Below are 19,510 nucleotides of genomic sequence, written 5' to 3'. Positions count from 1 at the left end.
AAAAAACTACTTCGGCATCAATACTGTATCCACCACATGAATCACGCCATTGGACTGCATCACGTCCGCAATGGTGATCGCAGCCTTCCCGCCTTTGGCGTCCACCGCCCACAATTTGCCATCGTGCAGCATGACGGTCAGGGATTCGCCCTGAACGGTTTTGAGCATGACTTTGCCGCCGTGCATCTTGGCGTCATCCATCAGCTGTTTTGCCGTATGAGTGCCGGCAACCACGTGATAGGTGAGGATCGTGGTCAGGTCGGCCTTGTGCTCCGGTTTGACGAGCGTATCGACAGTGCCAGCGGGCAATTTGGCGAAGGCCTCATTGGTGGGCGCGAAGACCGTGAACGGCCCCTTGCTGTTGAGGGTGTCGACCAGCCCGGCCGCCTTGACCGCAGCAACGAGTGTGGTGTGATCCTTCGAGTTGACGGCGTTTTCAACGATGGTCTTGTTCGGGTACATGGCTGCACCGCCGACCATCACGGTATCGGCAGCAAAACTCGATCCCGTGCCAAGGCAGAGCAATGTGAAGCAGGCGATGGCAATGCGTTTGATGAGCGAGTGCATGGTGTGTCTCCTGAATTCTTCGACCCTTCGAATGAGGGTGCTGAATTTACGGAGCAGACGCGCAATCGGATGCATCACGGTGCAAGTATTTTTCAGACCTCAAATGGGGACCTCAAATGGGGACCTCAAATGGGGACAGATTTATTTTAAAAATAAATCTGTCCCCATTTAAAAACTCAGACAAACGCAGATGCGATGAACGCCTCCAGCGCCTGCTCTTCGAGAATCTCGATAGAGAAATGCCCGAAGCGCTTGGGCAGCCAGATGATGCGTGTCCCGGACGGTGATTGCAGGTTGGCGCGTTCCAGTGGCTGTCCGTTTTCGTCTTCGGGCTGCACGCCGGCGATCACCAGTTCGTCGTAGGCCTTCTCGATGTCCGGTGTCGAATAGCAGTGGCGATAGATCATCCCCTCCCCCGACGAGTCCAGCAGCTCCTTGAGGTTGCCCGCCAACGGCTGAACCAGCATGAAACGCTCCTGGCCGATCAGCGCAACCGCGTAGCGCACGTGCAGGCCACCTCGCTCCCAGACGAGGGTCCGGGAGATTCTGGCTTTCAGGATCTGCGCGTAGTAGGCGCAGGCTTCTTCAAGGTTGTTGACCAGCACATCGACGTGGCTGAATTTCAGATCCATTGCATCGCTCCTTCTGACAGGCGTCCATCTTAAAAACAAAAAAGCACCCGAAGGTGCTTTTTTTGTCACTGCTGTCAGCGAACCGAAGCCGTCACACTGGCCCGGGCCGCGTGCAGTTTCTTGTAGCTGTCGATCAGACGCAGATGACGATCGAGGCCTTCCAGCTTCATGCTGGTCGGCGTCAAGCCGTAGAAGCGTACGCTGCCGTCCACCGAGCCGATCGCGGCGTCCATCCGCTCGTTGCCGAACATGCGGCGGAAGTTGGCTTCGTAGTCGGCCAGCTCCAGGTCCTCGTCCAGCTGCATCTCCAGCACCCCGTTGACGGCCTGATAGAACAGACCGCGCTCGACGGTGTTGTCGTTGTACTGGAGGAACATTTCCACTGCTTCCTTAGCCTCCTCGATTTGTCCCAGGGCGAGCCAGATCAGCAGTTTCAGTTCCAGGATCGTCAGTTGCCCCCACACGGTGTTGTCGTCGAACTCGATGCCGATCAGCGTGGTGATGTCGGTGTAGTCATCCAGCTCGCTTTCGACCAGACGCTCGACCAGCGACTGGAGTTCTTCTTCGTTCAAGCGATGCAGATTGAGGATGTCTTCGCGGAAGAACAGCGCCTTGTTGGTGTTGTCCCAGATCAGGTCGTCCACCGGGTAGATTTCCGAGTAGTCCGGCACCAGGATGCGGCAGGCGGTTGCGCCGATGTGCTCGTACACCGCCATGTACGATTCCTTGCCCATGCCCTTGAGGATGCCGAACAGGGTTTCGGCTTCCTCGACGTTGGAGTTTTCACCCTGGCCGGTGAAGTCCCATTCCACGAACTCGTATTCCGCCTGGGCGCTGAAGAAGCGCCACGACACCACTCCACTGGAATCGATGAAGTGCTCGACGAAGTTGTTCGGTTCGGTGACCGCCTGACCTTCGAAGGTCGGCTGCGGCAGATCGTTCAGACCTTCGAAGCTGCGGCCCTGCAGCAGTTCGGTCAGGCTGCGCTCCAGCGCCACTTCGAAGCTCGGGTGTGCGCCAAACGAGGCGAACACACCGCCGGTACGCGGGTTCATCAGTGTGACGCACATCACCGGGAATTCGCCGCCCAGCGACGCATCCTTCACCAGCACCGGGAAGCCCTGCGCTTCCAGGCCCTGAATACCGGCCATGATCGCCGGGTACTTCGCGAGCACTTCCTGCGGTACGTCCGGCAGCGCGAATTCACCTTCGATGATTTCGCGTTTCACCGCACGCTCGAAGATTTCCGACAGGCACTGCACCTGGGCTTCGGCCAGGGTGTTGCCGGCGCTCATGCCGTTGCTCAGGTACAGGTTTTCGATCAGGTTCGACGGGAAGTACACCACCTCGCCGTCCGACTGACGAACGAACGGCAGCGAAACGATGCCGCGCTCTTCATTGCCCGAGTTGGTGTCGATCAGGTGCGAGCCGCGCAGCTCGCCGTCGCGGTTGTAGATCTTCAGGCAGTACGGGTCGAGGATTTCGCTCGGCAACTCATCATTGCTGCCCGGCTTGAACCAGCGCTCGTCCGGGTAGTGCACGAACGGCGCATTGGCGAGGTCCAGACCCCAGAACTGATCGTTGTAGAAGAAGTTGCAGTTCAGGCGCTCGATGAACTCGCCCAAGGCCGACGCGAGCGCGCCTTCCTTGGTCGAGCCCTTGCCGTTGGTAAAGCACATCGGCGAGTGCGCGTCGCGAATGTGCAAGGACCACACGTTGGGCACGATGTTGCGCCACGAGGCGATTTCGATCTTCATGCCGAGGTCGGCGAGGATGCCCGACATGTTGGCGATGGTCTGCTCCAGCGGCAGGTCCTTGCCCGGAATGTAGGTGCTCGCGCTGGAGTTCGCGCCTGGCATCAGCAGTGCCTGGGCATCGGCGTCGAGGTTTTCCACTTCCTCGATCACGAACTCAGGGCCGGCCTGTACCACTTTTTTCACGGTGCAGCGGTCGATGGAGCGCAGGATGCCTTGGCGATCCTTGTCGGAGATGTCTGCCGGCAGCTCGACCTGAATCTTGAAGATCTGGTTGTAGCGGTTCTCCGGGTCAACGATGTTGTTCTGCGACAGGCGGATGTTATCGGTCGGGATATTGCGGGTTTCGCAATACAGCTTCACGAAGTACGCCGCACACAGCGCCGACGAGGCCAGGAAGTAGTCGAACGGACCCGGTGCCGAGCCGTCTCCCTTGTAGCGGATCGGTTGGTCGGCCACCACCGTGAAGTCGTCGAACTTGGCTTCAAGTCGAAGGTTGTCGAGAAAGTTGACCTTGATTTCCATGGGGGACTACCAGAATAGCGAGCTGAACAGAATGGCCGCCATTATCCGGTTTTTCAGCGGGAAGTCTCGTGCTTTGGCGTTTTGGCCGCTGACCGGAGCACCGTTCAGGTCGAGATGTTGCGTTGCGCCATCTCGGCGACGATGGCGTCGATCACGCAGCGTGCGGTCGGTGACAGGCTTCTGTTGGGCAGGCTGACGACACCGATTTCGGAGTGCAATCCGGGCCGATCCACGACCAGCAGTTCGATCAGATTGCCGCTGCGCAGGTCTTCAGCCACGGCGCCGTGGATCACGCCGAGGATGGTATCGGTCGAGCAGGCCACCGTCCTGAGCAACGCCACATCGTCGCATTCCAGCGCCAGAGGTAATGCCTGACGAGTGGAAATACCCAGGGTATGCGCAGTCTCTTCCTTCACCACGGCCGGCAGGCGCGTCGTGGCGATGCCGTACTTTTCCAGGTCTCTCATCGTCACCGCGCGCCCGGCCAACGGGTGCTGTGGCCGGACGAAGAACCCTGCCGAGGCCTGACCCAGCGAGCGGATCAGCAGATCGGTGTCGGCCGAGAAGTTGCGAATGTCCGCGACGAAAAACTCGATCGCTTCATCCCGCAGACGGGCTTCAAGAATCTGCCAGTTATTGATCTCTACCCGCAGAGTGACTTCCGGATATTCCCGACGCAACCGAGGCACTACCTGATGCATCAACATCGCCGCCGGAAACGGCCCGACGCCGAACGCGAGGTTGCCGAGCCGGCCATCACCGTAAAGCGCCAGATCACGTTCCAGCGAGCGTGCATCGAACAGCAGCCGCCGCGCCCGCTCGATCAGGAACTCCCCGGCCGGTGTCGGGCGAACGTCGCCGGTGTCCCGGTCAAACAGACGCTGACCAGTTTCGCTTTCCAGCGCCTGAATGCTGCGGCTCAAGGCCGGTTGGCTGAGGTGCACGCGTTCGGCGGCGCGGCCGAAATGGCGTTCATCGGCCAGCGCCAGAAGATGTGTCAGTCGTTTGAGGTCCATGTCGCCGATGCTAGCTACGCATTGGCTGGATGTAAACAATGCATTGGATACATCACCCTCGCCTCCCTACTCTCTGCTGAATGGATCATCGGAGAACAACAAGAATGAGATCGACCTGCCATACCCTCTTCGCCCTGGCGCTGGTATCCCTCGCCGGTTGTGATAAACCACCGAGCGTTGCCAATGGTGAAGCAACGCCAGCCACCGCAGCGGTAATCGAAGCCACGATCAAGGGCCTGGACCTCAATGACACCCGGGATATGGAAGACGCCCAACGCGGCCTCATCGCCCGGCCGACCGGGCAGATCCTCGGTTCCGACGGCACCGTGCTGATCGATTTCGATGCGTTCAGATTCGTCGAAGGCAAGGCCCCCGCCACCGTCAACCCGAGCCTGTGGCGCCACGCGATGCTCAACGCCCAGATCGGTCTGTTCAAAGTCACCGATGGCATCTACCAGTTGCGCGGTTTCGACATCGCCAACATGACGCTGATCGAAGGGCAAACCGGGTGGATCGTGGTCGACCCGCTGACCTCGAAGGAAACTGCCGCCGCAGCCCTGGCATTCGCCCGCGCACAACTGGGCGACAAGCCCGTGACCGCGATCATCTTCACCCACGACCACGTTGACCATTTCGGCGGCGTGCTGGGCATCACCTCGGTCGCCGAGGTCGCCCAGCGCAACATCCCGGTGGTGGCGCCCGCCGGGTTCATGGAGGAAGCGACCAGCGAAAACGTCCTGGCCGGGCCGGCGATGTCGCGCCGTTCGATGTATCAGTTCGGCAAGAATCTGGCGCCGGGCGCAACCGGCATGGTCGACACCGGGTTAGGCAAAAACGTCGCCTACGGCAGCGTCGGCATTCTTGCGCCGACGCAGATCATCGATCAGCCGATGCAGGAACTCGTACTCGACGGCGTCAGTTTCGTCTTTCACAACATGCCGGGCGCGGAAGCCCCAGCCGAACTGACCTTCTCGATCCCCGAACGCAAGGCCTATGGCGGCGCGGAATTGCTGGCGCAGACGATGCACAACCTGCTGCCGATTCGCGGGGCCAAGGTTCGTGATGCGCTGCGCTGGTCCGACTACACGCAGATCGCCCTCGACGAACTCGGCGACACCGAAGTCTATTTCGGCCAACACAACTGGCCGATCTGGGGCAACGAGCGGATCCGCGAATTCATCACCAAACACCGCGACGTCTATAAATACATGCACGATCAGACCGTGCGACTGATGAACGCGGGCTACACGCCCAACGAGATCGCCGACAAAATCCAATTGCCCGACTCACTGGCGTCGTACTTCGGCACCCGTGGTTATTACGGCGATGTGCGACACAACGTCAAAGCGATCTACCAGATGTACCTCGGCGCCTACGATGGCAACCCGGCGCACTTGAATCCGCTGGTGCCCAAGGAATCCGCCAAACGCTATGTCGAATTGATGGGCGGCCACGCCAAAGTGGTCGAGGCCGCACGCGTGGCCTATGACAAAGGCGAATACCGCTGGGTGGCCGAACTGTTGGATCAGGCCGTTCTCGACGCACCCGACGACAAGGCCGCCAAGGAACTGCTGGCCCAGACCTATGAACAGCTGGGCTACCAATCGGAATCCGCGACCTGGCGCAACAGCTACCTGACCGCCGCCCAGGAACTGCGCAACGGCCCGCCGGCCAAAGGCGTGAGACGTTCGGACCTGATCGAGCTGATGAAGCAGACGCCCACCGAACGCTTCCTCGAAGCCATGGCCGCAAGCCTCGACGGGCCGGCCGCCGATGGCAAGAACTGGACCTTCAATCTGCTGCTGACCGATACCCGCGAATCCTTCGTGCTGTGGATCGAGAACGCCGTGCTGCACTACCGAAAAGGTCCGGCGGCAGCGAATGCCAACGCAACGCTGACTGTCACCAAAGACCTGTTCGTGCAACTGCTGGGTGGTACTGCGGGAATCAAGGATGCGCTCACTTCGCAAGACCTGAAGGTCGATGGCAGCACGGTCGACCTGGTGAGATTCCTGGGGTTGCTGGAAAAAGCGCCGGGCAACTTTGCAATCGTCGCTCAGGATCGCAATTGATCGACCGGGGCCAGCGCCATTCGATTAATGTTGTCTTTGAAAAAGTCGATCAACACCCGCAACCTCGGTGCCGTCTGCTTCGACGCAGGCCAGAGCATCCACAGGTTGCCGGTGTGGTCGGTGTAGTCCTCCAGCACGACCTTCAGCCGGCCATCGGCCAACGGCTCGCGGATTGAAAAATCCGGCAGACACGCAATCCCCACCCCATCCAACGCCAGGTACGTCAGCGGATCCATCGTGGTGCAGGTCAATGCGCGCGAAAGGCTCGGTTCGATGTGCGTGTCGCCCACCCGCAGCGGCCAGCGCTCGATCATCCCCGTGGCAGGAAACTTGTGCAGCAGGCACACATGCTTGCTCAGATCATCCGGGTGCGTCGGTGTGCCGTTGCGCTCCAGGTAAGCGGGCGACGCCACCAACTGCAATTGATAGCCACCGAGCTTGCGCGCCATCAGCCGCGAGTCCTGAGGTGCGCCGGTACGGATCACCGCGTCGAAACCCTCCTCGATCACGTCGACCATGCGGTCGGACATGTCCACATCCAGCTCGATATCCGGGTAGGCGCGCATGAACCCGGCCAGCACCGGCATGATCAGCACGTTCTGGATCGGCACGCTGATGCGCACCTTGCCCCGTGGTGTGGCAGACAGCTCCAGCAGCTCCATTTGCGCGGCTTCCACTTCACTGAGGATGCGTTTGCAGCGGTCCAGAAACAGCTCGCCTTCGGTGGTCAGGGTGACGCTGCGGGTGCTGCGGTGAAACAGCCGCACACCGAGGCGTTCCTCCATGCGTGCAACGCTTTTGCCGACGGCGGACGATGAGATCTCCAGCAGACGCCCGGCTTCGGTGAAGCTGCGGGTTTCGGCCACCTGAATGAAGGCCGTGATACCGCTGAGGCTGTCCATCATGGCGGGGGTGCTCGGGGGTGGGGAGAGTTCAGGCAGAGTAGATGCGGGAGGGGGATTTGCAAAGGAGTGAAATGCCCCCCTTAAATGGCGATCGCGGGCAAGCCCGCTCCCGCAGTGTCCGTGTCATCCACAAAAAAAGCGAACGACACAAAACCTATGGAAGCGAGCTTGCCCGCGATGGCGGTATTACCTTCAACGCAGCCGTTGAAACCGATCAGGCACTCTGCTGATAAAACGGATAATCGGTAAACCCGACCGCGCTGCCACCGTAGAAGGTGTCACGGTCGTAGGCATTGAGCGGCAGGTCATGACGGATGCGTTCCGGCAGATCCGGGTTCGCGATGAAGTCGCGACCGAACGCCACCAGGTCGGCATCCCCCGCTTGCAGAATCTGCTCGGCCGACGCGGCATTGAAACCGCCCGCCGCGATGATCACGCCGTCGTAATGCTGGCGGATCAACTGCGCCGCCACCGGGTTCTGATCCTTGCTTTCATCGATCGAATTGCCCAGCACGCGCGGTTCGATCAAGTGCAGATACGCCAGTTTCAGCTCGGCCAGTTGCTCGGCGACATACACAAACAGCGCTTCAGGATCGCTGTCCTTCATGTCGCCGAAATTGCCGCTCGGGCCCAGACGTACCGCCACGCGTTCATGGCCCCAGACCGAAATCACCGCCCGGGTGATGTCCATCAAGAACCGCGCACGCCTGGCGATCGTGCCGCCGTAGGCATCGGTGCGGCGGTTGCTGCCGTCCTGCAGAAACTGGTCGATCAGGTAACCGTTGGCGCCGTGGATTTCCACGCCATCAAATCCGGCTTCCAGGCCTCGCGCCGAGGCGCGACGAAAATCCTCCACCAGCGCCACCACTTCCGCTTCGCTCAAGGCGCGATGCGGTGTGCTCGGGACCCAGCCGCTGGCGGTGTAGGCCACGCCGTCGTACTCGACCGCCGAAGGCGCCACGGGTTGTGCGCCGTCAGGCTGCATGTCGCTGTGGGATTGGCGCCCGGCATGAAACAGTTGCAGGAAAATCCGCCCGCCCTTGGCGTGAACCGCATCGGTGATGGCTTTCCAGCCAGCAATTTGCGCGTCGTTGTACAGGCCCGGCGAACCGAGATAACCATTGCCGGTGGTCGAGACCACAGTGGCTTCGGAAATGATCAGGCCGCCGGCGGTGGCACGCTGCGAATAGTATTCAGCCATCAACGCACCGGGCAGATCGCCCGGCTCGGAACGCATGCGCGTCAACGGCGCCATGACCACGCGGTGGGACAAGGCATGCGGGCCGATCTTGATCGAAGAAAACAGGGTTGGGTGATTCATGGTGACCTCCAATAAATATCTGGAGGCCACCTTAGGCCAGGCGTCTCGGGAGAAAAACGGGCCGACGATCCAGTCTCTCTGGACTGATTGCTCCGTAATCCTCTGCAGGACAGGCCTGTCGATCACCTGTCACAACGCACCTTGTGCTCTTCCGTCAGTTGACTGAAAAACAACGACCTAACCGACTTTAAACAAAACCTCAATTTAATTATTAAATCCTGCTCAAAGGCTGGATGACTCCGCACGAAAGTTGAACGACCCGAAGTTTTCAATCCTTGATCTTGTGCGCCCTTATCAATGCACTAATAAAGTGCAACAACAGTCGAATAGTGGCGCTCTGCCCTCATTTAATACTTTCAAAGAGTCGAATTATTTTTTCTATCGATAGAACTCATTTATGCACACCACTCACACATATTATTTTTAAGACGTTGTTTTGTATGGATTTATTAGCATTATATGATTTTTTTATTTTGCATTATGGGTTGATTTTTTTGGATCCAAGATCCTTGACAGCCCGTTTAAGCTTGCTGCATAGTCCATCCGCCACACCAATTGTTACAACTCATTGCACTGTTGAAAGTGCAAGTACTGCCGACGAAAGCCACTCGACAGAACAGCAAGAAAATCATCAAACCGGATATTGATGAAGAGGTCCTGAAACTTAGGTTTCAGCAGTGCAAGGGTTGCCTTTTAATCCTCTGAATTTATGGCTTTATATATGCAAAACAAGAATCTTCTGGTAGTTGGCGGCTCCAGTGAAATAGGCGCAGCCATTGTCCGCCAGGCGGAAAACAACAACTATCAAGTCATCAGTACCAAGCGCTCGGCAGACGCCAGCGGGCTGTTCATGGACGTCACGTCCGATGAAAGCGTCCGGTCGGCTGTCCAGCAAGTCATCGCAGACTTCGGGACGATCGACGCGGTTATCTATGCGCCTGCCCTGTCCAGCGACGGATTGATTCATACGCTCAATGATGACGCCTGGCAGGCCACATTCGATGTCAACGTCTTTGGCGCGGCTCGCGTAGCCCGCCACCTGCTCCCCCACTTCATCAAGGCACGCAAGGGCATTTTTCAGTTCATTTCCTCCACGGCAGCCGTACGTGGAGCAACCGGTGCAGCGCCTTACTCCTGCTCCAAGGCTGCATTGAATGCCCTGGCCCTGAACATTGCCCACGACTATGGCCGTTTCAACATTCGCGCCTACACCGTCATGCCAGGCTACGTCGACGGTGGAATGCTGGCCCACCTGCCGGAAGAGAAAAAAGCGCTGTTGGCCAGAGAGCCTTCGCTCAAGCGCTTGGCCACGCCCGCTGACGTCGCGCACTTCTGCATTGCCACGCTCGACTCCCCTTACCTGACCGGCACGGCACTGACGCTCGACGGTGGGTTGGCCAGCTGAAACCGGGCAATCCCACACCCAGGAAAACACTGACGCAAGGAAGGTAAAACGCAATGACGACCATGGAAACAACCTTGGCCGCAGCGCAGGGTATTGCGCCCGGCACCGCTCGGTCAGCGGCCAATCAGCTCTATCACGAACGAATTTCCTCGCGAGACGATCCTTCGACCCTGCCCTGGCTGAACCGGTTGCTCAAGCACGGCATCTTGGATCTGGAACACATCGAAAATCCGATGTACCTGACGCTGCTGGACGGAAAGATGTCATCCCGTGCGTTCGAGTCGTTCCTGCAACCGTATTACTGGGGTTCAAGCCAGGGCTTCAACAAGAAGGTGCTGCCGGCAGCGTTGAAGGCTCATACGAACGAAAACTGGCGCGCCTACATCAAGAGCATCATTCGTGAAGAAAACACGCCCAGCTGCCACTCCACGATGTTCAGCAACTTTGTTCGCAGCCTCGGTTACGACGTCGGTGAAAGACCCGACACCGCGCAACGTTTCGTCGACAGACTGATTGCCGGGTACAGCGCAGACCTGGGCTTTGCGCTGGGTTACGCCCTGGGCGTCGAGACCGAGGCCGACTTCCAGATCGCCGTGATCCACAACGCCCTGATCCGGCAATTCCCGAACGTTATCGCCCGCGACGAGTTTTTCACCATCCACATGGATGAAAGCGGTGAAGAGGCCCACGCCAAGGCAACGTGCGAATCCATCGAACAATTGATCGCCGACGGTTCCATCGAAGCGAACCAGGTCGCGGAAGGATTCAACGCCGCCATCCTCGATACACGGGAATTCGTCTGCGACATCCACGCCGCGCTTGCGTCCTGACACCTTCCGCGTTCCTCGCATTTGACTCATACAAAAACCAGAGAGCCAGACCATGCCTGTTGATAGCCGTTTTGTAGAAATCCTGAGAACTGTTGCCGAACTTGATGCCACCCATCCCATCGATGAGTCCCAAGAGTTGCAGGCGCTGGGCATTGATTCGCTGAAACTGATCGATGTCGTGATGTCGGTCGAACGCGAGTTCGGCACAGAGCTGGATGAGGATGCATTGGTTCGCGCGCGCACGGTTGGCGAGCTGTGGCGTGAAATCGAGGGCGCCAAGGCCTGACGCGTCAATCGGCGGTTCTGTAAAGCGTCCGCCGGTTCAACCCTGGACCCTCGGCGGCATCGCGCTCGGCCCATGGCCGGATTCGCGATGCCTCCGCCTCTATCGAAATGCGTTTGCGCATTTCCGCTCGGAGCATCCCATGAACCCAGCGACTCTCGAATTTTCGATCGAGCGATACGCGCTGTATCCGCCTGCACCGTCGGCGTCTCGCGACGCTGAACTGCTGCCCGAAGACTTCAATGAATGGGTCGATACCAAAGGCGATCGTTTCCGCGACACCTTCAGTCGAATCTGCTTTTACCTCGCCGCGCGTTATATGACCCCGACGGACGCGACCCACAATGAAACCGTCATCGTGGGCACCGAGTACGGCAACCTTGAAGCCATGCTGCGCTTTCAGCGCCAGGCCAGACTCGATCACAAGGCACTGTCGGCTCAGCAGTTTCCCTATGCCACGACCAGCTCGGCCTCGACCTTCATCAACATCAGCCAGCACATCGGCGGTGGCAATGCGACCCTGAATGCCGGGGTACTCACACCGGCGCTGGCCATGCTGCACGGCCTGCTTCACCTGCAAGATCACGATCAGGCAAAAAGTCATGTGTTTGTCGGGGACACCTACTGCCCCGAAGCTCGCGACGACATCGCCCGGCAGGTCCCCTCTGCAACCCGGGTGTCTTCGGGAGTCAGCTACCTGGCCCTGAAGCAAGGCAATCAATTCAGCGCGGTTATCCGCTTTGAAAAAGACGCGCAACAGTCGCTCAAGACGTTACCTGGCGATGCGCGGCTGTTTCTCGACAGCGACAGCCGCGCGCTGCTTGCCTCTCAGTGTCCGCCGGACGACAACGCCGACGACACCACGGCGAATGAGTACAACCGGGCATTTGTATTCGCGGCCTTCCTGGAGGGTGTACAGGTCTTGAAGCCCGGCCAGCATGCCGCTCTGCTGCTGGCCCAGCCGGACAACGCCGCCAGCATCGTGATTTCGCGCCATCATGAATAGCACCCGAGCCGAAATCTTTGACCCAAGCCTTGACGTGTTCAAGGTGCACTTCGAAAACGACCCGATCGTGCCGGGCCTGATGTTGCTGCTCAGAGAACTGCAGCAACCGACCCGGCCCGCGCCCTCCTCCACGGTTGTCGAACGGCTGCTGTTCAAATCGTTCGTGCGCCCGGGGCAAGCCGTCACTTACGTGAACGAGGGGCCGCACACGCAGATCAATGGCGACGCCGGCCTTTGCTGTTCGTTTTCGACGCTTGCCGGCGATCCTATCGAGACACCGGCGTTCATTGATGAGGTGTGTCGATCGACACAACCCGTCAGCCCTGCGCGTGAACCGCTGTACTGGTTTCTGCCGGAGCAGATCGATCTGAATGACGAGGGCACCCATGCCCAGACTGTCATCGACCTGCAGCAGGTCATTGCACGGCACCCCTACCTGGCGCAAATGGCCGATCCGGCGTTGCTGGTCCTGACCGAAGCGCTGGGCAATCTCGCCCTGGTGCTGCAGCAGCGTCGTGCGGGTGGCGCGGCGGCCAGCTACGTGTTTGCCCGGTTTGATGCACTGCAGATCGATCTGAATCGCGAGGTTGCCGCCTCCCCCCTGAATCTGAAAACACGCGTTCGGCACTTTGGCTCGTTCCTCGCCTGGGATGCCTGTGCCTGGGATGAACAGGGCATGAGGCTGGTGATTCACAACGCTATTTCCGTCAAGAGGAAAACCCCTTGAACACAATCTACGTTTCCGGACTCGGAGCGGTGACCCCCATTGGTCTCGATGTCGAACAGTTCTGGACCGCGCTGATCGACCGCCAAGCCAATTTCAGCGCCCAGGCGGCGGTCTATCCAGGGATGAAGCCGAACTTCATGGCCGGCCGTATCGATGCGGCACAAAAAGCCCTGCTCAAACAGCGCGCGCCTGAGGTCACCGGGCCGAACGTGCCCGACTCTTCACTGTACGCGGTGGACGCGGCAATGCAGGCGATCGCGGACGCCGGCCTGGATGCCGGATCCGCTGCGCTGCGCCATGCGCTGGTGTGCGTCGGCAACAACGAGGCCGAAGCCGACATCCTCGACCGGCATCTGGAAGACGATGACGAAGGCTGGCGCCAAAACATCTATTCCAGCCACGCGATTGCCCGCAATGTTGCGCGAGCCATCGGTTCGCAAGGCCCGGCGCTGTGCTTCCACAACACCTGTGCCTCAGCGAACGTGGCACTGGAGTTCGCGCTGCGCATGCTGCGCAGCGGTGCGGTCGACACCGCCGTGGTGGGCGGTGGAGATGCCTTTTCAAAGAAAGTCTGGTCAGGGTTCTACACCCTGAACGCACTGGGCGAACAGCAATGCAAACCTTTCTCCCGTGACCGGCGCTACATCACCATCAGCGAAGGCGGCGCTTTCGTGGTGTTGCAGCGCGCCAGCGACGTCGTGTCCTCGCCCTATGCCCAACTGCTGGCAGTCGCGAGCAACAATGATGCGGCGCATCCGACCAACCCGGATCTGGCCGGCGTGTCCGCCTGCCACCAGAAGGTGCTGCAACAGGCTGGTCTGCAAGCCGGGGACATCAGCGCAATCTATGCCCATGGCACCGGAACCCGCGCCAACGACCTCACGGAAAGCACGATCTTCGCCAACACCTACCCCACGGCGGCCGTGACCGCGATCAAAGGCACGGTTGGCCACATGATGGCCACCGCAGGAGCGATCGGAGCGGTGGCGAGTTGCCTGTCCCTGCGGCATCAATTGTTACCGCCCACTCACATCGAGCCGGACAGCCTCGAATACGAGATCGATCTGGTCACCCAACCGGGTGGTCTGTCTCGCCCGCTACGGCATGTCCAGAACAACTCCTTCGGGTTTGGCGGCAACAACGCCATCTCCATTTTCAAGGTCATCGAACCATGATCATTCTCGGAATCAGCGGATTACCCAACTCGCAGCGCGCCCATCGCACCGCTCACCCTCAAGCGCTGGAAATCGACGAGCGCATCTGTCAGGGCCTGGACAGTGCCGCCTGCCTGATCATTGATGGGAAGGTCATTGCGGCAGCGGCCGAAGAACGTTTCACCGGTGACAAAGGCACAGGTGAACTGCCCCTTCACGCGATTGACTATTGCCTGCGTACGGCACACCTGCAACCGGGTGATGTTCAAGTGATCGCCCACGGATTCGACTATGACCGCTACCGGCGTTTTTTCACCCAGTCGGCGGAATCCTTCGATGAGGTCTTGAGTGCAAAATCCGTCATCAAGGCTTTGGAGCAAGCCGGCTGGGAGGATGTCGCACCGCGTTTCAAAGCCGTGGATCACCACATTGCCCACGCGGCTTCGGCCTATTTCACCAGCGGTTACGAACGTGCGCTGTGCATCGTCTCCGACGGCATGGGTGAAGTCGAATCATTGACGGTGTTCCAGGCACAAGGCCGCACGCTCAAGAAACTGCATGGTCAACCCATCAAGAATTCCCTTGGCCTGCTCTACTCCATCTGCACCCGGTTCCTGGGGTTCGCCTTCAACAGCGACGAGTACAAAGTCATGGGGCTGGCAGCCTATGGCAACGGTACGGCGTACCTCGAAGCCTTCAATCAGCTTGCACAATTCGATGCGAAAACCGGCTCGATCAACATCCGCTGGCCTGCCCACGCACTCAGCCGGGCGGAGGAAGGTTATCCCGCGGCGATGGAGTTTCTGGCGACGCTGTTCAACCTGGCACCTCGAACCAGCGACGAGGCACTCGGTGACCGGCACGCCGATTTTGCCGCGGCCTTGCAGACCGTGTTCACCTCGCTTCTGGAGTCACTCGTTGCTTTCTGGCTCGAGCGCACCGGTGAAACATCGCTGTGCCTGGCAGGCGGTTCATTCCTCAATTGCAAGGCAAACGAACGGCTGTGCAACTTGCCATCGGTGGAGCGGGCCTTCGTGCAACCGGCGTCAGGTGATGATGGAACCGCACTGGGTGCCGCGCTCTATCTGGCGGCGCAACAGGGTGAGCCGCTGGACAGCGGGTTTTCCCCGTACCTGGGCCCTGAATACAGTGTCGAACACATACGCCAGCAACTCGACGACGCCGCGGCGGATGGCAGCCTGAAATGGCGTTACGAAGGGCTGACGGATGAATACTTCGCCCGGGCTGCCCAAGACATCGCCGAGGACAAGATCATTGCCTGGTTTCACGGACGCATGGAATTCGGCCCGAGGGCGCTGGGCAATCGTTCCATTCTGGGACGGGCCAACGGGCATGAAATCAAGGCCAGGATCAATGGCCTGGTGAAGTTCAGAGAGCCCTTCCGCCCTTTCGCGCCGGCGGTTCTGGACATCGATTGCGATCAGTTGTTCGAGTCGAAAAAACTGCAGCCGACCCGCTACATGCTCTGCACCGCACGGGTTCGGGAAGACGCCATGGCCGCCGTCAGCGGTGTGGCACATGCCGACGGCAGTGCGCGGATCCAGGTGGTCAGCCAGGACGTCAACGAGAACTTCTGGCGTCTGCTGACCCAGGTTCGCAAGGTGTGCGGCCATGGCTGCTCCATCAACACGTCATTCAACGTCAAGGGCCAGCCTTTGATCATGTCGCCGGATGTCGCACTCGCGACGTTCCGTTCCATCGCCCTGGACACGCTTTACATGGAAGGATTCATCGTATGGAAACCCTGACTCACGTGGACCTGACCCGAGTGGTCGATGAAGTTCTGCACACGCTCGCCACTGCCAAGCAAGTCAGCCCGACATCGCCGCTGGACATGATCGTATTCGACTCCCTGGATCAGATGCGGCTGCTGGTCGCCATCGAAGACCGCCTGCAATTCGTCTTCGACGATGCCGCGTTGCAGCCATTTTGTCTGGACAGCCGCGAGGCGCTGGTCGACAGCGTGATCGCCATGATGAACCAAGCGGGATAATCGACATGTTCGCACTGCAGGATTTACAGGCTCGTCGCCTGCTCTCGGTCGTCGCTTCCGGCAATGGCCTGATCGGCTACCGTTTTTGCGACACCCTCCACCAGGCCTACGAGGCTCTGGACCGGGCACTGATCAACACCATGAGCCGCCATATCAGCGCCACGGCACACTCGTGCACGACGCTGATCGAGCGACAGGCGCTGGAGAAGATCGGTTTTTTCAACAAGCTGCCCTGCATCCCGATGACCGCCAGCCCGCATGCGTGCAGTGATCACTCTGAAAAGGATCACGAGGGCGACTGGGTATTGAGCCCCTCGACCTGCTATCACACATTCTCCCACCTGGCCGGCAGCACAGAGCGCTGGGACCTCAAGTGCTTCACGGCGCTGGGCCATTGCCACCGATACGAGCCCGTGCTCGACGAGCCGACACGCCTGGCCAGTTTCACCATGCGTGAATTCGTACTGTTGGGTCAGCAGTCGCAAGTCGAACACATGTGTCAGGTGCTGTTCGACAGTGGCGTGGAACTGATCAGACGCCTGGTGCCATCGACCTTCGTGGAGCGGGCCAGCGATGTCTTTTATGGCGAGTCGGCCCAGGTGACCCGCAAGGTTCAACTGGCGATGGGCGTCAAGCTCGAAGCGGTGATTCCCTGGCCGCAGCGCCAGGTCAGCGTAGGATCGCGCAATCTGCACCGTGACCTGTTCACGCAGGCATTCAAAATCGGCCCGCAAGCCCCTGAGCCCGCCATGCACTCAGCCTGCGTAGCCTTCGGCATGGAACGCCTGCTGCTGTCTTTGCTTGCCCAGATCGGCGACCCCGACCGCCTGCTTGCTCACTTGCACGAGATACTCGGTGATCAGCCGGCCGGCCAACGGACAAAGGAGTTCGAGCATGCAGCGCTGGTTTGACGCCGCGGTGGCCAAACGTATCGCCATCGTCTCGTTTCCGTTGATGGGGACAATGGTCGGCAACCTGCTGATGATGCTCGTCGACCGGTTATGCCTGGCGCATTACTCACCGGATACGCTGGCGGCATCGGGGCCGGCGGTCTTTACCAGCATGGCGATCATCGCGTTCTTCTGCAGCACCGTCGGGGTTTCACGCTCGTTCGTTGCCCAGGCAAACGGCCGCTCGGGCATCGAAGAAGCCCGGGGTGAAGGGGCGCTGGGATTATTCCTCGGACTGGCCTGCGGTGCGCTGCTGTTCATGGCCGCCCCGCTGATTGCGTTGATTCCGCAGTTGAGCTCGCGTCCCGCGCAAATCGTCAGCCTTGAGTCGCAGTACATGCTCTGGGCCGCGATTTTCGGTGGCGTGATGGCGATCAATACGGCGTTGTCATCCTTCTTCAATGGCGTGGGACGCACCCGTGAAACACTGATGGTCGGCATTGTCGGTCAGGTGGTCGACTCGATCTTTACCGTGGGCCTGGTGTTCGGAAAGTTCGGGCTGCCCGAAATGGGCATGGCCGGTGCGGCTATCGGGACCCTGATCGGTACGTTGTCCATGCTGGGCTGCTACGCGGTCATGCTGCCGCGCGAGGTCTGGCGCGAACTGATGAATATCTTCATCGCCCGCAGTGAACACCTGTGGAGTCGCCTGGCTTTCCGGCTGCGCCGAGGCGTACCCAGCGGGTTGTCGGCGGGGGTGGATCAACTCGGCAACACGGCGTTCATCTGGATCGTTGCGGTACTGGGCGCCAGTGCGCTGGCGGCCAACAACGTCAACTTGACGATCAACTACCTGGGCATCATCCCGATCATCGGGCTGGGCATCGGCTGCAGCATCCTGTGCGCCACGGCGGCAGGAAAACAACAATATGCCGAGCTGGCGACGATTGTGCGGGTGACCGTGGTCATTGAGTTGATCTACGTCCTGCTGGTGTCCACCGTCCAGGTGACGATGCCGCAAGTCTTGCTCAAGGCTTTTGGCGACCTGGGGCATAACCAGGAAATCATCGACCTGGCCATTGATACCCAGCGCGTCCTGTGGACGTTTTCCGGTGCCTTTGCTTTTTCGATGACCGGCGCCGCTGTCCTCGAAAGCATCGGGATGGCCCGGTTTTCCCTTGTCGTGCGGCTGGTACTGATGTGGTTCATGAGCATCCCGCTGATCTATTACGTCGCCATGGGCAATCGCGATGACCCGTCGTCGCTGGTGACCTGCTGGATCATCGGTTCGGTATTCGAACTCGCCATCGGGCTCATTTACTTCTGGCGGATCGCCAAAGCCGTACGAGGTGCTGAAAACCGCCTGCAGGTCAATCATCATCCCGCCACGGAGGGCGCCCTGTGAACCTGAATGAAGTCGTGCGCTTCGCCCCCCTGGCCATCAATTGCTTCACCGGAAGCCTGGCGCAGTTGTCCGGCCGCAGCGGTGCCGCGCTCCACGAGGCGCAATTGCTGGAGGCCGGTGACGGTTACCTCCTGCGCGCCGGCCTGGATGAATGGGGTATGCCGGAATACACGTTCGCCGTCGAGGACGTCGGTCTTCGCGCCTGCAAGGCGTTGGGTGCCCAGGTGACACGGGTGCCCATTGCTTCAGACTGGGTTGCGCAACTCCAGGCCTTGCTCGGCGAATACCCCGGAATCGTGGTGTGGGTCAATTCCGCGTATCTGGACTACGCCCCGGTCTACAGCAGTAAACCGGGTTATCTGCATGCGGTGCTGGTGATCGGCATGAACGACGCCGCCACCCATGTAAGGATCTTCGACTCACTGATCGTCGATCGCGAACCCCACGGCTGCGAAGCCTGGCTGCCGATCGAAGCGTTCGCGACGGCAATCACCGATCGGGTACGCACCGAAACCTACGACCACATGGGCCATTTTGTCGTGATGCAGCCTGCCGGGCAGCCTGTCGACTTCGATGTACGAGCCAGTCTGTACCGTCAGGCCTGTTCATTTCTCACCAACGATACCTACCGCGGTGCCCTCCCGGCTTATCGAGCCCTGTGCATGTCGCGTTTTCGCGACGTGCCGGAGACTGGCGCAACGGCCGCACGCCGACTGTTCGATCACATTGTGGTGCTCTACGTGATTCCCGGGCTGACCTTGCTCGCTCAATCGCTGCAACGCGCGGACTGCCAGGGGTCGATGACGACCTTGACCCAGACGCTGATCAACCACTGGCGGGCGCTGTCGATGCTGGCACTCAAGTTCGAGGCAACCCACTCACCGTTGATCCTCGAGCGCCTGGAGGACCGTTTCGACGTGATCGAGTCCCTCACGCTGGAGCTGTGGCAAACGCTGCATGACTCGCTCCACAACACCTGAACGGAACAGGTGCGATTGCTACCG

General features: G+C 59.7%; 18 protein-coding genes. 12 read left to right on the top strand and 6 right to left on the bottom strand.

Annotated elements, in window-relative coordinates; genetic code table 11:
- Positions 1 to 6: 6 nt before the first annotated feature.
- From AC07VV_RS01595 to AC07VV_RS01580, 4 genes are all read right to left on the bottom strand, one after another.
- Positions 7 to 567, bottom strand: a complete 561-nt coding sequence (locus tag AC07VV_RS01595; protein ID WP_495034985.1) for a fasciclin domain-containing protein — start codon at positions 565 to 567, stop codon at positions 7 to 9.
- Between the two features lie 176 nt (positions 568 to 743).
- The gene (locus AC07VV_RS01590; RefSeq protein WP_495034984.1) at positions 744 to 1,199 is read right to left on the bottom strand and encodes a VOC family protein; all 456 of its coding nucleotides are present in this window, start codon (positions 1,197 to 1,199) and stop codon (positions 744 to 746) included.
- A 74-nt stretch (positions 1,200 to 1,273) separates the two neighbouring features.
- Positions 1,274 to 3,478 (bottom strand): OsmC domain/YcaO domain-containing protein, encoded by a 2,205-nt coding sequence (locus AC07VV_RS01585; protein WP_495034983.1) that lies wholly within the window; start codon positions 3,476 to 3,478, stop codon positions 1,274 to 1,276.
- Positions 3,479 to 3,582: 104 nt separating this feature from the next.
- Positions 3,583 to 4,494: a LysR family transcriptional regulator gene (locus AC07VV_RS01580; protein WP_495034982.1), complete on the bottom strand. Its 912-nt coding sequence runs from the start codon at positions 4,492 to 4,494 to the stop codon at positions 3,583 to 3,585.
- A gap of 104 nt (positions 4,495 to 4,598) precedes the next feature.
- On the opposite strand from AC07VV_RS01580, the gene AC07VV_RS01575 reads away from it, so the two are divergent.
- Positions 4,599 to 6,566 (top strand): alkyl/aryl-sulfatase, encoded by a 1,968-nt coding sequence (locus AC07VV_RS01575; RefSeq protein WP_495034981.1) that lies wholly within the window; start codon positions 4,599 to 4,601, stop codon positions 6,564 to 6,566.
- Here the strand turns inward: AC07VV_RS01575 and AC07VV_RS01570 are convergent.
- Both AC07VV_RS01570 and AC07VV_RS01565 read right to left on the bottom strand, forming a co-directional pair.
- Positions 6,551 to 7,468, bottom strand: coding sequence for a LysR family transcriptional regulator (locus tag AC07VV_RS01570; protein WP_495035916.1), 918 nt, complete (start codon positions 7,466 to 7,468; stop codon positions 6,551 to 6,553). The two genes, AC07VV_RS01575 and AC07VV_RS01570, sit on opposite strands and share 16 nt — an antisense overlap.
- A 217-nt stretch (positions 7,469 to 7,685) precedes the next feature.
- On the bottom strand, positions 7,686 to 8,792 hold the full coding sequence (locus AC07VV_RS01565) for an alkene reductase (protein ID WP_495034980.1): 1,107 nt from the start codon (positions 8,790 to 8,792) through the stop codon (positions 7,686 to 7,688).
- 721 nt (positions 8,793 to 9,513) lie between these two features.
- Between AC07VV_RS01565 and AC07VV_RS01560 the strand changes: the two genes are divergently transcribed.
- The 11 genes from AC07VV_RS01560 (at position 9,514) to AC07VV_RS01510 (ending at position 19,486) form a co-directional block, all read left to right on the top strand.
- Positions 9,514 to 10,197 carry an SDR family NAD(P)-dependent oxidoreductase gene (locus AC07VV_RS01560; protein WP_495034979.1) on the top strand — a complete coding sequence of 228 codons (684 nt, stop codon included), beginning with the start codon at positions 9,514 to 9,516 and terminating at the stop codon, positions 10,195 to 10,197.
- Between the two features lie 53 nt (positions 10,198 to 10,250).
- Positions 10,251 to 11,027 carry a hypothetical protein gene (locus AC07VV_RS01555; RefSeq protein WP_495034978.1) on the top strand — a complete coding sequence of 259 codons (777 nt, stop codon included), beginning with the start codon at positions 10,251 to 10,253 and terminating at the stop codon, positions 11,025 to 11,027.
- Between the two features lie 52 nt (positions 11,028 to 11,079).
- Positions 11,080 to 11,313, top strand: coding sequence for an acyl carrier protein (locus AC07VV_RS01550; protein ID WP_096820644.1), 234 nt, complete (start codon positions 11,080 to 11,082; stop codon positions 11,311 to 11,313).
- A 139-nt stretch (positions 11,314 to 11,452) separates the two neighbouring features.
- On the top strand, positions 11,453 to 12,316 hold the full coding sequence (locus AC07VV_RS01545) for a hypothetical protein (RefSeq protein WP_495034977.1): 864 nt from the start codon (positions 11,453 to 11,455) through the stop codon (positions 12,314 to 12,316).
- 34 nt (positions 12,317 to 12,350) lie between these two features.
- On the top strand, positions 12,351 to 13,043 hold the full coding sequence (locus tag AC07VV_RS01540; protein ID WP_495034976.1) for a hypothetical protein: 693 nt from the start codon (positions 12,351 to 12,353) through the stop codon (positions 13,041 to 13,043).
- Positions 13,040 to 14,218 carry a beta-ketoacyl synthase N-terminal-like domain-containing protein gene (locus AC07VV_RS01535; protein ID WP_495034975.1) on the top strand — a complete coding sequence of 393 codons (1,179 nt, stop codon included), beginning with the start codon at positions 13,040 to 13,042 and terminating at the stop codon, positions 14,216 to 14,218. Before AC07VV_RS01540 ends, AC07VV_RS01535 begins: the two co-directional genes overlap by 4 nt.
- On the top strand, positions 14,215 to 15,966 hold the full coding sequence (locus tag AC07VV_RS01530; protein ID WP_495034974.1) for a carbamoyltransferase family protein: 1,752 nt from the start codon (positions 14,215 to 14,217) through the stop codon (positions 15,964 to 15,966). The genes AC07VV_RS01535 and AC07VV_RS01530 overlap by 4 nt, the downstream gene beginning before the upstream one ends.
- Positions 15,954 to 16,211 carry a phosphopantetheine-binding protein gene (locus AC07VV_RS01525; protein ID WP_096820639.1) on the top strand — a complete coding sequence of 86 codons (258 nt, stop codon included), beginning with the start codon at positions 15,954 to 15,956 and terminating at the stop codon, positions 16,209 to 16,211. Before AC07VV_RS01530 ends, AC07VV_RS01525 begins: the two co-directional genes overlap by 13 nt.
- 5 nt (positions 16,212 to 16,216) lie before the next feature.
- Positions 16,217 to 17,122 carry a class-II aminoacyl-tRNA synthetase family protein gene (locus AC07VV_RS01520; protein WP_495034973.1) on the top strand — a complete coding sequence of 302 codons (906 nt, stop codon included), beginning with the start codon at positions 16,217 to 16,219 and terminating at the stop codon, positions 17,120 to 17,122.
- Complete coding sequence (locus AC07VV_RS01515; RefSeq protein WP_495034972.1) at positions 17,106 to 18,506, top strand: MATE family efflux transporter; 1,401 nt, start codon at positions 17,106 to 17,108, stop codon at positions 18,504 to 18,506. Before AC07VV_RS01520 ends, AC07VV_RS01515 begins: the two co-directional genes overlap by 17 nt.
- Positions 18,503 to 19,486 (top strand): cysteine peptidase family C39 domain-containing protein, encoded by a 984-nt coding sequence (locus tag AC07VV_RS01510; RefSeq protein WP_495034971.1) that lies wholly within the window; start codon positions 18,503 to 18,505, stop codon positions 19,484 to 19,486. Before AC07VV_RS01515 ends, AC07VV_RS01510 begins: the two co-directional genes overlap by 4 nt.
- Positions 19,487 to 19,510 lie beyond the last annotated feature (24 nt).

The sequence above is a fragment of the Pseudomonas sp. GW821-FHT02C04 genome, from assembly GCF_059421845.1.
Note: the sequence above shows the minus strand (reverse complement) of the source record. Positions and strands in the feature narration are given on the sequence as shown.